Source organism: Pseudomonas sp. MWU16-30323 (assembly GCF_020515595.1).
Lineage (GTDB): Bacteria > Pseudomonadota > Gammaproteobacteria > Pseudomonadales > Pseudomonadaceae > Aquipseudomonas > Aquipseudomonas yamanorum.
The window spans coordinates 1-13,104 of the sequence record NZ_JAIWYM010000041.1; the positions used below are offsets into that span (position 1 = coordinate 1).

The following is a 13,104-nucleotide window of genomic DNA, read 5'->3' on the forward strand; positions in this document are numbered from 1 at the left end:
AATCACGGGCCTTTCTCGCAGTGCATCCCAACTTACTTGAACAGCCCGCCAATGGCGTTGATCGCATCCGCAGCCTTGTTCACGTTTTGCTGGCGTTGGGGATTGGTATCCACCTGCGCCTGAGCGTTGTAGGTGCTGTTGCTGCAGCTTTTGTTGGTTTGTGTCAGCGCCGCCTGGAACGCGGTCGCGCGCAAGGTATCGCCCTTGGCATTGGCCGCGTTGATATTTGTCTGCAGGTCGCGGATCTGTTGCTGGCAGGAGGCGTTATTGGCGTTGACGGTGTTGTTGCTGTTGCTGGCGCCACCTAGCGCAGATGACAGGGCGCCCGTGAGGGCTGACAGGTCGGCGGCTTGGGCGGTGAGGGTGAACAGGCTGAACAGGGCGGCGGCGGGTGCGAGTCTGGAAAGGCGCATGGCAAACCTCAATGTTTTATTGCCTGCGCAGATCCGGGGGCCCGAGCAAGCGCAGAACAATATCCGTATAGAGGTGAGCGCTCGGGTGCAGCGAAATATATTTGGTCGATTTTTGACCTTCAACAGCGGAACGCCATAAATGTGAGTTGTTTCACGTTGTTTCTCGCACATTGATGGGGTTTTAAGACGCGCCTCTATTCGAGACGAAGTACCAGGAGGGCGACGCGCCGTGCTGCCTCAATTAGCGCAGTACACACCCGATAGCCGCATCAGCAGTGTCAATGCAACGATGGCCCAGCCAACGTTGAGTGCGACAAACATCCATTCTGGTGGAGTTGCCCCCAGGAAAATGATCGAAGTCATCGTTAAAAAAACCACCAATAAACCAAGGGGAAGCCAGTACCAGCGATTCGCCTGGCGCTGATACTCCTCTGTCTTCAACGGGTTATTTTCAGGGAGCGTCATGTTTGTTCGGCCTCGGTAACGTGATGCTTCCTTGCCAGTGTCGAGCTCAAGAACGCTATCCTGAGCAATGGGGTAGACGGTGCAAGGATAGCGATGCTTCATTACGCTCTACACCCTGAAAAGGGCCGGGTGGCCAAGGTAAGTCGGCTCGCCACCGACGTCACGTGAAGCTACATGAAGCTTGCAGGGCAGTCGCGTGGATCGTGACCATGGCATGCCTCAGCAGATCGCGAACTCATCGACAGCAGCGAGCGTGCTATCTCGATAGCGCTTCCCGAAGGCACTGTTTTCGACGTGACTGCCCACGAATATGGGGTCAATTGGGCGATTCCACCGTTCTATTTTCACCTGATGACCGCCTATAACATCCTTCGCCATAACGGTGTGCCGCTTGGCAAAGCCGATTACGTGCCGCATATGTTTGCCTTCGTGCGCACGCAATAGGTAGCCACCCGAATGAATGGACCCCGCTCCGGCACATAAGCGTATGGTGAGTGTTAATCACGTATATTGAGGTACCCACCATGGACGATAAACTCGGCATCCGCCTGAAAGAAGAACGCAAGACCCTGGGGCTCTCCCAACAGGAGTTTGGTGCGATTGGCGGTGTGGGGGCGAATGCCCAGGTGCACTACGAAAGTGGCGCGCGGGCGCCCAAGTCCGATTACCTGATTGCCCTCCGGCATCAAGGCGTGGACGTGTTTTACGTGTTGACGGGGGAGAGGGCGGTTATCAACCAGGCCACCCTGAGTGACAAGGAGACGTTGATCATCAATCACTACCGCACGCTGGACGGGCTGGATCAGGATGCGATTGCGCAGATCACTTCCTCGTTGTCTGACAGCTAGCAACGAGGAAGTCCCGGATTTGTTGCGCGCCAGGCTAGAAGCTGTCGGTTGTCCTGAAGCTGCCGCCGCCTGTACTGCCTGACGTCGAAAAGCTGGCCGTGTTGTTATTGCTGCTGTCGACGGTGGCGACGCCAAGGACGACAGGGCTGATCGATGCGCTGACATAGCCTCGCGTCGCCCCTGCCGCGACCTGGCTGCGGCGCACGATTTTAAGGCCCCGGCTTAGCACATCCACAACCTGGCCAAGGGTTGCACCCTGGGTCATGTAGCTCTCTACCAGACGCTCGAAGTCAGTCGACAGGTCAAAGTAAACATCGCGGCCGGTAAAGGCGTCGTTGCGAACTTTGCGCTCCAGGTCTTTGGCACGCTGGTAGCTGCTCTGGTGTACCACGGCTTCTTCCTGGGTCTGCGCCAGCTGCTGTACCACCGCTTTCAAGCGCAGGTGCAGGGTTTGCAGTTGCTCGACGATCAGGTCGTCGGCGTCGCCCGGGGTCTGGCTGGCCAAGTCGATCAATTCGCCAATGCTCTGGGTTTTCAACTGGTCAGTGAGCAACTGCCGAGCGCGCTGGTACTGCGGGTCTTCGTTGCGTGAGTAGCTGCCGAGTTTTTCCTGGATGGCATTGGCCTGGCGCTTGGCGTTGTCGACCACGCGTTGAAGGGTATCGAGCTCGGGTTGTATTGAGGCCTGTCCGTGCTGGTCACGTGCCTGAGCGAGTTGCGCATCGACACTTGCGCTCAAGGTGCTGATCAGGGCGATGCGCTCGGCCTGCAAGGCCTCGTTTCGCTCACCAAGGGCGATCAGGCTCAGCTCGTTCTTGCGGTTGACGAGGTAGTTCACCTTGGTCGCCAGCCAGTTGTCCATCCAGCGGTTCAGGCGGTTGCGCCGGTATTGGTCGGTACCGAAGGCGTGTCCGCGCAGGTAGACGTAGACCAGGTTGGTATCAAAGGTCGGACGCTTCAGTGCGCACTCCTGGCGCAGGTCTTCATAACCGCTGACGTGTTCTCGGTGGGCGGCCTGGGCCAGGTCCAGTTGCTCGACCTGGCGGGCGTAGTCAGGGTTTTGTTCCAGGGATTGCCGGGCTTGCTGGTCGAGGGTATCGGCTCGCGCTTGCAGTTTTTCCTTGCCCGCCAGCGCCTGGGCCACGGCCTGCTCAGCGTCGCGCAGTTGCTGGTGGAGCAGGTCCTGGGACTGTTGGCGCAGGTTCAGGGCGGCGGCGACTTGCTCGTTCTGCGTGTTGCCCTGGCCCAGGTGCAGGGCCGCGATTTTACCCAGGCGCTGGGTAATGTCCTGCTCCAGCGCCAGTTGCTCGCCGAGCAGTTCAGACAGGTGTTGCTCGGCCGTGCGCATCATCAATTCGGCGTTGCGGGAGTTACGTTCGGTAATGCCGATCAGGGTGTCAGGCGTCATGTCTTCACCACTCCAATATCGTTTCGAGCGGGTCGGTGGTCCGTTGGCTCAAGTAGGTGACTTCCATCCTGCCGGCTGGCTTGCGGCCGACGACACGGTGGGTCAGGTGGCCGTCGTCGAGTTTGTCGGCCTTGACCTTCAGGTATTCGGCCTGCGGTACCCGCACAGCAAACTGGCTGGCCCAGGCGCCGGTGCCGGTCTCACTGCTGACGGTGGGCAGCAGCACCGGCCTGTCCGAGAGGTCGACGGCTTCGACAACCAAATACCAGCTCTTGCCCTGGGTCGAACCAGGATTGGAATTACACAGCGCCTTGTCGTAGCAGCGCTCGACACCGGACGGCGTGCCGGGCCGGTCGACAACCCGAATGGTCACCTCCTTGGGGATCAGTTCGATGTTGGCACGCAGGGCCCTGAGTTGGCCGCCGGCTTTTTCGATCTCGAATTTCCCGATGAGGTCTTTGATCATGACCAATTCGGCCTGCATGCCCCGCGTCGCTTTACCGTCGGCGGCGGGCAAGTGAATGTCGGCGACCTTGCGAGTCAACTCGTTGAGCTGATCGGTCATCGGCTGGACTGCCTTGACCTTGGCCAAAAACGCCTCCAGCACGCCGATCTGCTCACTGGCGTAATCGACCCCGGAGGTATCGACCATGGCCAGGGCATGTTCGGCCTTGGTATTCAGGCGGGGCAGGGCACTGAACAGGTCGCCGCCCTCAATGTAGGCCGGGTCCTGTTGCACGGCGCTCAGGCGAGCCTTCAGGTGGGCGATGTCTGATTGTTTTTGTGCCGCGTTCGTCTCGACGGCGATGGCCGCTCTTTGAGCTTCTAGGGTTTCGTGTCTGGCGACCATCACCCGGCTGCATTGCACCACCAGCAAGGTGACCGCGACGAGCTGGATGACGAGTATGCCGCGATGCCGCCTGAGCAGTACGTTGCTCCAGAAACGGTCACGCGCACTCAGTTCCGGGGCCTCGAACACCAGGCGTTTGGAAAAGAATTCGCGCACGCCCTGGTCGATCTGCGCTTCGGTAAATTGAATGCCGTTGTTCTGGTAATACTCGCGGATGCGCGCCGCCACTTCGGCACGGCGTTGGGGCAGGCTCAGGTCCTTTTCCACCGCCATCTGCTGGTGGCGCAGTTGATCCACCCGCGCCATCGCGCCGAGTTGTTCGGAGAGAAGAATGTCGCTCATCAAGCGGCCTTGGTCAGCAATGCGGCGAACTTGCGTTTGGCCTCTTCGACAGCTTCGGCGATGTCACGGGACGCGTTGCTGGATTCAGCGCGGTAGGTTTCCGTCAGGCCGTGCATGTCAGTCTGGAAGCTCAGGGTGGCTTCGGCCAGGGCGCGCACCGAGTCGACCTTGATGGTGGAGCCATAGCTGGCCTTGACCGCCGCTTCCAATTGGGTGTTGCCGGTGCTGCCCAGGGCTTCAAGGCCCTTGCTGATGCCGTCGGTGGTGGCATTGAGCGTGTTGGTGGCTTCGGCCAGGCCACTGTTACTGGTGAACGACACGGCGAGGCCGGTCAACACCACTTCGTTGGTGGAGAAGAACGAGACCATGCGCTGGTACTGGCGCTCCTTGATCACATGCACTTGGTTGATCCGGGCGAAGACCATTTCGGCGGTGTTGTAGCCGACCTTGAGGTCATCGGCGATGTCCTTGACGATCTGGTAGCGCTTGTCTTCGTCCTGCAGCGCGCGTACGGCTTCATCGCGACGCAACTCCAGGGCCGCGCGTTCGGCCGGCGCCAGGGTTTCGGCAGCCGTGACTTGGGCGTTGGCTTCGTTCAAGGCCTGGGTACGCTGCTCCAGGACCTGGCCGGCCAGGGCGAGCACTTGTTGGGCATCGACCTCGGCCGCCTTCATGGCCATGCGGAAGTCCAGGTAGGCTTCCAGAATCACCGTTTCCCGGGAGATCTGGTCATTGGCCGACTTGCACACCTGCAGGTAGTTTTCACGGATCTCGCTGAAGCGGCTGGGGATCGAGCCACGACGCAGGTTCATCCAGCTCAGCTTGAGCTTCTCCAGCGTATCCAGGCGCCCGTCATCCATCCAGCCGGCCATGGCGGCGGCGTCTTCGCGAATCGAGGTGAAGCTTTGGGTGATGTCCATGAAGCGTGTGGAGATATCCATGCCGGCGATCTGTTCGCGAACCACGCTGTTAAAGGTGGTCGACTGTTGCAGCACGGCAGCGATAGCGGTGACTTTGGCGGTGTCGTACTGGGCCACGCGGTCCAGCAATACCAGTACCGGTGCATCTGGAACCGGCTGCAGAAGATTGATGCCCAGGGTCCGCAGGCCCGTCAGCGCGCGGTCGAGGTAGTTGCTCATCGAGTGTCCTTTCAGGATGTGTTCAGCACAGTGTGCAGAGAAGGGCGCAAGTATACCGATCAATGAAGGCAAACCAATGGCAGTTTGGTTGGAAGGCGGTTGTTGGCACGCCTGACGAAGTGTATGCCTCTATCTACCCGTAGCTGTACGGGGCGCAGGCTGGCGCAACGTTCTACTGTCACGGCCACAGTACTCGTTCGGATGTCGTGCCATGCTTATGTCTTCAAGCTTGTTGTCAGCCTTTGCGCTGTTCGCCTTTGTGTCCTCAATCACCCCAGGTCCCAATAACACCCTGTTGCTGGCGTCCGGGGTGAACTTCGGTTTTATTCGCTCGATTCCCCATGCACTGGGGATCAGCATTGGCTTTATGGTGTTGGTGATCGCCGTGGGCTTGGGTCTGGGGGAAGTGTTCAAGGCGTTGCCGTGGGCCTACACCGTATTGCGCTATGTGGGGGCGGCGTATTTGCTGTACCTGGCGTGGAAGATTGCAACTTCCAGTGCCATGTCCGATGACACCGATGACAAGCGCAAACCCATGACCTTTCTCGGCGCGGCGGCATTCCAGTGGGTCAACCCCAAGGCCTGGGTCATGGCGCTGGGCGCGATCACCACCTACACGCCTGCCGACGGTTATGTCACCAATGTGCTGTTGATTGCTGCGGTGTTTGCCCTGGTGAACCTGCCCAGCGTTTGTGTGTGGGCCGGCTGTGGCAGCGGCTTGCGCAATGTGTTGCGCGAGCCGCGCTGGTTGCGGGTGTTTAACTGGTCGATGGCGGGGTTGTTGGTGCTGTCGTTGTATCCGATGTTTTTTGCCGGCTGAAGCGACCTCTGAACGCAGGCGGCGGGGTGTGGATGCTAGACCGGTGAGATGGTGGCCAGCAGACCAATTGCGATGGTCAGCGCAAGAAAACCGAACAGGAAAAATGCCATCTTAGCCATAAGGCCTCCGAAATGAACGGGCCGGCAGGACGGTTCCTGCCGGGCTCCACGGGCGTGTCGGGAGTGGGTGTATTGTCAGGCCAGGACGGGTTTCGTTACAGGGTCAGATGCACAAGAAAAAAGCGTATCAGATGCCCTCAGGCGCCGCAGGTGCCGGAGAACAGGGGGCGCTGGTTTTCGGGGATCAGGCGATAAACAGCGGCTCAGTTCGGCCAAGGAACTAACCTTTTGTGCGGGGTATCGTATTCACCATCCCACACAGGAGGTTTTTCATGAGCATTGGGGCGAGGTTAAAGGCAGAACGTGCCAGGCTTGGCTATTCTCAAGCGGCGCTGGGCAAGGTCGGAGGCGTTGAGACCAATGCCCAGGGGCGTTATGAAAGCGGCGTGCGTTTTCCACGGGCAGATTACCTGGCGGCGGTTGCCAAGGTCGGTGTCGATGTGTTGTTTGTCATCACCGGCAATCGCGCTGACGATGGCAACGCCGCTTCAACCAAGGCGGCCGAGGCACTGGACAGCGCCACCGAGTGCCTGGAGAAGGCAAAAGAGTTGATTCACTGAAGCGATTTTCGCCGGGGCGAGTAGGCAAATGGGTAAAACATTGGCTGCGCTGTCGTTTTTGATGACCCTGGTTTGGGTTTCAGTGGTCATTGTGGTCATGACTTATTTTTCCTGATGCGCCTGGGGACGCGCGCGGTGGGGGCCGAAGCGGTCGGCGCTGCTATTGCTCACCACTGCGGCTGAAATCTGTAGATCACTGATCTGGCGAGCTTTTTTGTTTGCCGGGGAGCTGCTTGTTTGTTTGAAAAAGCCCGCGCCCGACCTTGCATCGAGGGGGCTGGATCTATATATTCCCTAGCCTGCTGCAACGCTCAAGGGCTTTTGAAGCTGCTTGGCTCGCTGTATAGCGCTACCGCCCGAATGGCGAAACTGGTAGACGCATGGGACTTAAAATCCCCCGCTCGTAAGGGCGTGCCGGTTCGATTCCGGCTTCGGGCACCATCATATTCAAGGACTTGCTTGATTTATCAGGCAGGTCCTTTTTGTTTCCGCTCCGCAATTTCACAGGTTGCTCCGCAGCTCACTGAGTGGGCGGATGCCCAGTCAGGTTTTTTACTGAGGGTTTTTAGTCTGGTTCGCACACGATGGATCTTAGGTAAACACAAGGATGTAGTAGATGCGTAATACCTGGTTGCTCCTGTTTGTTTCGTCCATCGCCCTTGCTGGTTGTGGCGGGATCCCCTCTGTTCCCTATGTTGATCCACCTCAGGCCGACAATACGGCCCGAGTTCGTGTGATCACCAACTCTAATGTGTTTGGCGACAGCGTAACTGGCAGCTGTGCCCCGGATACTCGCCACAAAATGGCTGAAGCGGGTCGCTTCTCTGAGGACGGACAGCCGAGCATCAACTACCCTCAGTACCCACTTAAGCCGGCCAGTCTTGGAATGCCGGGAAGGGTTTCACCCAAACTTCAGCAGTACATCGGAGCCGTTCGGATGGCCGAAGGCTTGTACACGGAGATTGTGGCTGAGTACCGCGTTAAAACAGATGCACCCTTTCAGGTTGCGACGTTAGGTGCGTCGGCCGGCAGCTACGGCAGCACTTATGCTGTGTGCCCTGGCCAGGCGAAAGTATTCAAGCTGGAGCCCGGGAAAGACTACGAGATTCTGGTCGGACTCAGCAGCGCACCCAACGCGGATGGAAATGCGGTGATTATGTGCATGTTTGGCGTCGTCGAGCTTATCTCTGTTCCTAACCTGCCGATTGCATGGCCGAAAAAACTCGGGGGCACGGAGTCGCCACAGAAGCTTTGCAAGGGTTAAGTAGCAAGGTTCATATTGGTTACCCGGTTTCCATATCCAAGCCCAGCGCGATTGCTGGGCTTTTTCGTTTTTGGCGCCAGAAATAAGAAGCCCGGCGCTGGGCCGGGCTTCGAGGTAATAGCGTCAGGAACTAACGATGCTTGTTCTTGTGTTTATGCTTGTTCTTGCCATTGTGCTTCTTGCCATCAGATCGATGATTGCTCTCATCGTCCGCTAGGTTGTTTCCCAGCGCGCCACCCGCGGCGCCGCCGAGACCTGCACCGATCGTCGAGCCCGTGGCGCCGCCGAGGCGATTACCAACAAGTGACCCGCCAGCCGATCCGATACCGCCACCTAACGCGGCTTCCGCTCTGTTGCCTCTTTGAGCGCCGACAGCACTGCCAGCAGCACCCCCTACGCCTGCGCCTACCGCCGCGCCCGTTGAGCCGCCGAGCTGTTGACCTACGATATTGCCAAGTGCACCACCAACGCCGCCTCCAAGAGCGGCGGTGCCATCTCCGGCGGCCATTGCGCCTTGCGAAATGAGGGCACCCAGAACCAGGGCGGGTAGTGTCATTTTCATTTTTTGAACCTCTATGGGTTGTCAGCAGGCGCTCACGGTTTAAGCACGCCTGGCATTAGGACTAGAGTGAGCGTTTCAAGTTCTCCAAGGGCAGTGCCTGCGGGCGAATGGTTGTAACAAGATATGCCGTGTTGGGTCTGGCTGCGGCCGGCCTAGCATGAGGAGACCCTATGTCCACTTCCAAGCTCACTTCACACGTTTTCAGCACGCCCCGTCATACGACGCATTATGTAGAGCAGGGGCCTGCCGATGGCCCATTGATGGTGTTCCTGCACGGTTGGCCTGAGCTCAGTCTGATCTGGCGTGCGCAGATGGACGCGTTCGCTGCCCAAGGCTGGCACTGCGTCGCACCCGACATGCGCGGCTATGGTGGCTCTTCTGCGCCAGCCGCCCTCAATGCGTACACGATTGAAAACATCGCGGCAGACATGGCAGAACTTCATGACCACCTCGGTGGAATGCCCGCAATCTGGGTAGGCCATGATTGGGGCAGCGTTGTGGCGGGTGAATTGGTCGCGCATGAACCTCAGCGCAGCCGCGGCGTTGTGCTGATTTCGGTCCCGTACTTCCCCTCCACGAATGCGCTGGCGACGCTGGTCCCGCTGGTTGATCGAGGGATTTATCCGGCGGACCAGTATCCAGACGGTCAATGGGACTATTACCGCTACTACAACACGCACTTTGCGTCCGCCGTGGCGGATCTTGATGCGGACAAAGCCGCCTCGCTGGCGTCGATTTATCGGCCAGGCGACCCCGCGAGCATCGGCAAGGTTGCATCCAATGCCGAAGTGACCAGGAAAGGCGGGCGGTTTGGCGAAGCGCACCGAGCCCCACCCACCCAACCAGACCCCGCACTCTGGCCCGAGGCGGACTTCGCTGTGCTGGTGCGGACGTTCGCAGAGCATGGTTTTGGCGCGCCCTGCGCTTGGTATCTGAACGACGATGCCAACATCGATTACGCCCAACGAGCGCCCAACGGCGGACGCCTGTCATTGCCCGTGCTGTTTGTGAACGGCGATTACGACCAGATGAATACCATCGAGGGCAATCGGTTGGGCGACCCCATGCGCGCGGCCTGCGCAGATCTCAGCGTGACGAGCGTGCCTGGCGGGCATTGGCTGCCAGTGGAGTGCAAGACAGAACTTGTTGAGGCCATAAGTACCTGGCTACAAAGTAGAGAACTCGGTAGTTGATCGTTATTTAGCGTCTTTGAGATCGCTCTACCTCTGCTTATATTGCCCGGGTTGTTCGCGATGGCTGGCGGAACGTATGATCGCCACGAGTGCCCTCATCCGGGCGCTGAGAGACTCACACCCTTTGAAGGACATGAGCATGGAAAAGCACTTCGGTAATTCAGGCCTGTTCAAGGCTGCTTCGTATCACTGCAACACGCTCCTGGACAGCGGCATCGCTCGCTGGGAGCTGAAAAATATTGCGTTGAATACGAAGGAGTTTTTGATATGTCCAAAGAACTACTCGGAGTTTCTGCTCTAGGGTTGATGGTGCTCGGTGAGTTTTGTGCAATCTACAGTGAGGTGGTAACCGCCAAGCTTGCCCAGACAGGGACTAGCTCCTGGGAAGGGTTTGTCATTCCCGTTGTGCTTATGTGTTTTGCCGGACTTTGTCTGCTGGGTGCGTATTGGCTGGGGTATGTGGCTGTCGGTGATATCTGGATCGTCACCGTGGTCTCAGTCACCTCTTTGCTGCTGCTTGAACCCGTGGTGGTCTGGTCGCTGTTCCATGAGGCACCAGGGCGTGGTGCACTCATCGGGTTCGTCCTGGGAGCCTTGGGTATGCTTTCCACTGTACTGCTTTAACTCAGCCCTCTGGCCTGGCGATCAAGCGCCGGGCCAGTTCACTGCCACTGGGTTCCGTGCAACCCTTAGTGATTTTGTAATTCATCCTCGGAGCAGCGAGCCCATGTCAAACACCGCTGGCATGTTTACCCGTCAGTTCTTCCACGGCACCCGGGCCGATCTGGAACCGGGCGATCTGATCCGCGTCGGCTACCCCTCCAATTTCACGCAGGGTAAACCACTGTCGTGGGTCTACTTCGCGGGCACCCTGGATGCCGCCATCTGGGGCGCTGAGCTGGCGCTTGGCAGTGAGCGGGAACGGATTTATGTCGTGGAGCCAACGGGGCCAATCATGGATGATCCCAACGTGACGGATAAGAAGTTTCCCGGCAACCCCACGCTGTCCTATCGCTCCGGCGATCCGTTGCGGGTGGTGGCTGAGGTGACGAAGTGGCAAGGACATCCGCCTGAGCGGTTGCAGCAGATGAAGGACAACCTCGCCCGTTTAAAGGCCGAGGGTCGCGATGTGATCATCGACTGATATAGATTGCCCAGTGGTTTTCTTTAACTATTCCAGCAGGTGCCCCCATGCAGCATTCTCCTCCTGAAGGCTTACCCACCTATCGGATTCTGACAGGCAAGGACGATGCCTCCTTCTGTCACCGCGTCTCTGAGGCCCTTGCTCTGGGCTACCAGCTTTATGGTTCGCCAGCGGCAACTTTTAACGGCGAATACGTTGTCGTGGCACAGGCCGTCGTTTGGAATCCCGATAACTAGCCGGTCTCAGTGAGCGACGCGCGAGGTGGAGTCACGACGACTCAGCCATGAACAGGGACGGACATTGCCGGTGATCAATTCAGCCTTGCGGGTATGGTGTGCAGTCAGTGTGCTGTGCATCGCCTCCTTTACCATGGTGACTTCCGAGTTCGCCCCCATTGGTTTGCTGTCGCAAATATCCGCCGACCTGGATCAAGCCCCGTCTACCGTCGGGCTGACCGTAACGCTATACGCCTGGATCGGGGCGGCCAGCGGCTTGCTATCCAACTGGTTGAACCGCCGGGTTCCCCGCAAGGCGCTGCTGATTGCGTTGATGTTGATACTGGCCTTATCAAACGGCCTGGCAGCGTTATCCCCTGAATTTTCCTCTCTGCTCGGTGCCCGCGCCGTCGGCGCATTGGCCCATGGCGTGTTCTGGGCCATCGTGGCAGCCACCGCCGCGCATATCGTGCCGTCGCACCGCGTGGGACTGGCCACCTCGATTGTGCTGGGCGGCATCACGATCGCCACGGTCATGGGCGTACCGCTGATTAATCTGGTGGGCCAATACGATGGTTGGCGCACGGCTTTTGTGTGCCTCGCCGTGATGTGTGTCGCCAGCGCCGGTGCGATCGCCCTGGTGCTGCCTTCCCTGCATATTCCCTCGCTGGCCAAAGGTCTGGGGTTTGCGGTGGTGCTGCGGTGCAAGGACCTCTTGATCACCTACGTCATCACGGGCCTGACGGCGGCCGCGCATTTTGGCGCCTACACCTTTGTCGAGCCGTTTATTGGCCAGGTGCCTGGAATTACCTCGTACATGATTGCGGTGTTGCTGTTTGCCTTCGGGGCCTCGGGTTTCCTGGGCAACCTCTTGAGTGCGCTGTTGATTGATCGCTACTTGAAAGCGTTCATTTTGCTGGCGTTGGTTGCGATGGCAGTGGCGTTGGTGACCTTGGGTATTTATGGTCCGCCACTCGGGCTCGTGTCCGTGGTTATCCTGCTGGTGGTCTGGGGCGTGGCCATTTCCGCTTTGTTTACCGGTCTGCAGACGTGGGTCTTGAGGATCGCCGGTGATCACATGGTGCCTGCGACCGCCATCCACACAGCTGTGCTCAACAGCGCGATCGGGCTGGGTGTGATTATCGGTGGCGGTGCGCTGGATGTGGCGGGGTTCAAGGGGGCGATGCTGTCGGCCAGCGTGGTGATCGTCCCGGCCATTATCCTGATGATTGCCGCAGGACTTCGCGCCCGGGCAGAGCCGGTTTTTTCGTAAAGTGGGGGCGCTCTGGCGAAACACTCCTGTCAGGAACTGACGCAGGCTTGAACTAAGGTGAGCTCTCTCACTCACGGCAGGTCAAATAATGAAATTCTCGTCTGTTCGTCTCGTTACCAACCACTTTGAACGGCTCGTTCAGTTCTATCAAAACCTCACGACTGTCGAGCCAAGGCATCTGGCTGAGGGGTTCGCTGAAATTCACCTCGACGGCGTGGTCCTGGCCATAGCCGATGAATGCCTGATCCGCCTTCATAACGATGGATTGGCAGTCGCCGCCAGCAACCGTTCGGCGATCCTGGAGTTTCAAGTGGATGATGTCGAGGCCGTCCTGCTGCGTATCGGTCGCGCGGACGTGGTGATGCCGGTGACGGTCATGCCATGGGGCAACACTTCGGTATTGCTGCGTGATCCTGATGGAAGCCTGGTTAACGTCTTTTCGAGGCCTTGGCGCTGAATCGGTTCGTCGTTGTAGCCAAGTTCGGTAAG

General features: G+C 58.7%; 17 protein-coding genes, 1 tRNA gene and 1 pseudogene. 13 read left to right on the plus strand and 6 right to left on the minus strand.

Going from position 1 to position 13,104, the window contains the following annotated elements:
* Nucleotides 1–32 precede the first annotated feature (32 nt).
* Complete coding sequence (locus LIY45_RS27945) at nucleotides 33–413, minus strand: DUF1090 family protein (RefSeq protein ID WP_226478299.1); 381 nt, start codon at nucleotides 411–413, stop codon at nucleotides 33–35.
* A gap of 237 nt (nucleotides 414–650) precedes the next feature.
* Complete coding sequence (locus LIY45_RS27950) at nucleotides 651–980, minus strand: hypothetical protein (RefSeq protein WP_226478300.1); 330 nt, start codon at nucleotides 978–980, stop codon at nucleotides 651–653.
* 114 nt (nucleotides 981–1,094) lie between these two features.
* Between LIY45_RS27950 and LIY45_RS27955 the strand changes: the two are divergent.
* A pseudogene (locus LIY45_RS27955) lies at nucleotides 1,095–1,322 on the plus strand (DUF1993 family protein); the annotation flags it as partial.
* Between the two features lie 80 nt (nucleotides 1,323–1,402).
* Nucleotides 1,403–1,726: a helix-turn-helix domain-containing protein gene (locus LIY45_RS27960; protein WP_226478301.1), complete on the plus strand. Its 324-nt coding sequence runs from the start codon at nucleotides 1,403–1,405 to the stop codon at nucleotides 1,724–1,726.
* Nucleotides 1,727–1,760: 34 nt separating this feature from the next.
* On the opposite strand, the gene LIY45_RS27965 is transcribed toward LIY45_RS27960, so the two are convergent.
* From LIY45_RS27965 to LIY45_RS27975, 3 genes are read right to left on the minus strand one after another with little or no spacing between them, the layout of a single operon-like run.
* The gene (locus LIY45_RS27965) at nucleotides 1,761–3,134 is read right to left on the minus strand and encodes a hypothetical protein (RefSeq protein ID WP_226478302.1); all 1,374 of its coding nucleotides are present in this window, start codon (nucleotides 3,132–3,134) and stop codon (nucleotides 1,761–1,763) included.
* 4 nt (nucleotides 3,135–3,138) lie between these two features.
* Nucleotides 3,139–4,326: a DUF6384 family protein gene (locus tag LIY45_RS27970; protein WP_226478303.1), complete on the minus strand. Its 1,188-nt coding sequence runs from the start codon at nucleotides 4,324–4,326 to the stop codon at nucleotides 3,139–3,141.
* The gene (locus LIY45_RS27975) at nucleotides 4,326–5,465 is read right to left on the minus strand and encodes a hypothetical protein (protein ID WP_063030671.1); all 1,140 of its coding nucleotides are present in this window, start codon (nucleotides 5,463–5,465) and stop codon (nucleotides 4,326–4,328) included. Before LIY45_RS27975 ends, LIY45_RS27970 begins: the two co-directional genes overlap by 1 nt.
* A 211-nt stretch (nucleotides 5,466–5,676) precedes the next feature.
* Here LIY45_RS27975 and LIY45_RS27980 point away from each other — a divergent pair, with 211 nt between their 5' ends.
* From LIY45_RS27980 to LIY45_RS27995, 4 genes are all read left to right on the plus strand, one after another.
* A complete protein-coding gene (locus LIY45_RS27980) occupies nucleotides 5,677–6,285 on the plus strand; it encodes a LysE family translocator (RefSeq protein WP_226478304.1) in 609 nt (202 codons plus the stop codon).
* Between the two features lie 391 nt (nucleotides 6,286–6,676).
* Entirely contained in the window at nucleotides 6,677–6,964 is a 288-nt protein-coding gene (locus tag LIY45_RS27985) for a helix-turn-helix transcriptional regulator (RefSeq protein ID WP_226478305.1), read from the plus strand.
* A gap of 354 nt (nucleotides 6,965–7,318) precedes the next feature.
* Nucleotides 7,319–7,405: transfer RNA gene (locus LIY45_RS27990), tRNA-Leu, on the plus strand.
* Between the two features lie 175 nt (nucleotides 7,406–7,580).
* Nucleotides 7,581–8,228 (plus strand): hypothetical protein, encoded by a 648-nt coding sequence (locus LIY45_RS27995; RefSeq protein WP_226478306.1) that lies wholly within the window; start codon nucleotides 7,581–7,583, stop codon nucleotides 8,226–8,228.
* A 130-nt stretch (nucleotides 8,229–8,358) separates the two neighbouring features.
* Here the strand turns inward: LIY45_RS27995 and LIY45_RS28000 are convergent, their stop codons facing one another.
* A complete protein-coding gene (locus LIY45_RS28000) occupies nucleotides 8,359–8,790 on the minus strand; it encodes a hypothetical protein (protein ID WP_081585350.1) in 432 nt (143 codons plus the stop codon).
* Nucleotides 8,791–8,960: 170 nt separating this feature from the next.
* Between LIY45_RS28000 and LIY45_RS28005 the strand changes: the two genes are divergently transcribed.
* The 7 genes from LIY45_RS28005 (at nucleotide 8,961) to LIY45_RS28035 (ending at nucleotide 13,072) form a co-directional block, all read left to right on the plus strand.
* Entirely contained in the window at nucleotides 8,961–9,983 is a 1,023-nt protein-coding gene (locus LIY45_RS28005) for an alpha/beta hydrolase (protein ID WP_226478307.1), read from the plus strand.
* 139 nt (nucleotides 9,984–10,122) lie between these two features.
* Complete coding sequence (locus tag LIY45_RS28010; protein WP_167410158.1) at nucleotides 10,123–10,284, plus strand: hypothetical protein; 162 nt, start codon at nucleotides 10,123–10,125, stop codon at nucleotides 10,282–10,284.
* A 5-nt stretch (nucleotides 10,285–10,289) separates the two neighbouring features.
* Nucleotides 10,290–10,607, plus strand: coding sequence for a hypothetical protein (locus LIY45_RS28015; RefSeq protein WP_177071767.1), 318 nt, complete (start codon nucleotides 10,290–10,292; stop codon nucleotides 10,605–10,607).
* A 103-nt stretch (nucleotides 10,608–10,710) separates the two neighbouring features.
* A complete protein-coding gene (arr, locus tag LIY45_RS28020; protein WP_017477629.1) occupies nucleotides 10,711–11,127 on the plus strand; it encodes an NAD(+)--rifampin ADP-ribosyltransferase in 417 nt (138 codons plus the stop codon).
* A gap of 47 nt (nucleotides 11,128–11,174) precedes the next feature.
* Nucleotides 11,175–11,363, plus strand: coding sequence for a DUF1737 domain-containing protein (locus LIY45_RS28025; protein ID WP_081253153.1), 189 nt, complete (start codon nucleotides 11,175–11,177; stop codon nucleotides 11,361–11,363).
* Between the two features lie 70 nt (nucleotides 11,364–11,433).
* Nucleotides 11,434–12,615 (plus strand): MFS transporter, encoded by a 1,182-nt coding sequence (locus tag LIY45_RS28030; RefSeq protein ID WP_226478308.1) that lies wholly within the window; start codon nucleotides 11,434–11,436, stop codon nucleotides 12,613–12,615.
* A gap of 88 nt (nucleotides 12,616–12,703) precedes the next feature.
* Nucleotides 12,704–13,072 carry a VOC family protein gene (locus tag LIY45_RS28035; RefSeq protein WP_226478309.1) on the plus strand — a complete coding sequence of 123 codons (369 nt, stop codon included), beginning with the start codon at nucleotides 12,704–12,706 and terminating at the stop codon, nucleotides 13,070–13,072.
* Nucleotides 13,073–13,104: the final 32 nt, after the last annotated feature.

Coding starts and splice junctions, on each gene's coding strand:
- LIY45_RS27945 (WP_226478299.1), bottom strand. CDS start 413: ATGCGCCTTTCCAGACTCGCACCCGCCGCCGCCCTGTTCAGCCTGTTC.
- LIY45_RS27950 (WP_226478300.1), bottom strand. CDS start 980: ATGAAGCATCGCTATCCTTGCACCGTCTACCCCATTGCTCAGGATAGC.
- LIY45_RS27960 (WP_226478301.1), top strand. CDS start 1,403: ATGGACGATAAACTCGGCATCCGCCTGAAAGAAGAACGCAAGACCCTG.
- LIY45_RS27965 (WP_226478302.1), bottom strand. CDS start 3,134: ATGACGCCTGACACCCTGATCGGCATTACCGAACGTAACTCCCGCAAC.
- LIY45_RS27970 (WP_226478303.1), bottom strand. CDS start 4,326: ATGAGCGACATTCTTCTCTCCGAACAACTCGGCGCGATGGCGCGGGTG.
- LIY45_RS27975 (WP_063030671.1), bottom strand. CDS start 5,465: ATGAGCAACTACCTCGACCGCGCGCTGACGGGCCTGCGGACCCTGGGC.
- LIY45_RS27980 (WP_226478304.1), top strand. CDS start 5,677: ATGCTTATGTCTTCAAGCTTGTTGTCAGCCTTTGCGCTGTTCGCCTTT.
- LIY45_RS27985 (WP_226478305.1), top strand. CDS start 6,677: ATGAGCATTGGGGCGAGGTTAAAGGCAGAACGTGCCAGGCTTGGCTAT.
- LIY45_RS27995 (WP_226478306.1), top strand. CDS start 7,581: ATGCGTAATACCTGGTTGCTCCTGTTTGTTTCGTCCATCGCCCTTGCT.
- LIY45_RS28000 (WP_081585350.1), bottom strand. CDS start 8,790: ATGAAAATGACACTACCCGCCCTGGTTCTGGGTGCCCTCATTTCGCAA.
- LIY45_RS28005 (WP_226478307.1), top strand. CDS start 8,961: ATGTCCACTTCCAAGCTCACTTCACACGTTTTCAGCACGCCCCGTCAT.
- LIY45_RS28010 (WP_167410158.1), top strand. CDS start 10,123: ATGGAAAAGCACTTCGGTAATTCAGGCCTGTTCAAGGCTGCTTCGTAT.
- LIY45_RS28015 (WP_177071767.1), top strand. CDS start 10,290: ATGGTGCTCGGTGAGTTTTGTGCAATCTACAGTGAGGTGGTAACCGCC.
- arr (WP_017477629.1), top strand. CDS start 10,711: ATGTCAAACACCGCTGGCATGTTTACCCGTCAGTTCTTCCACGGCACC.
- LIY45_RS28025 (WP_081253153.1), top strand. CDS start 11,175: ATGCAGCATTCTCCTCCTGAAGGCTTACCCACCTATCGGATTCTGACA.
- LIY45_RS28035 (WP_226478309.1), top strand. CDS start 12,704: ATGAAATTCTCGTCTGTTCGTCTCGTTACCAACCACTTTGAACGGCTC.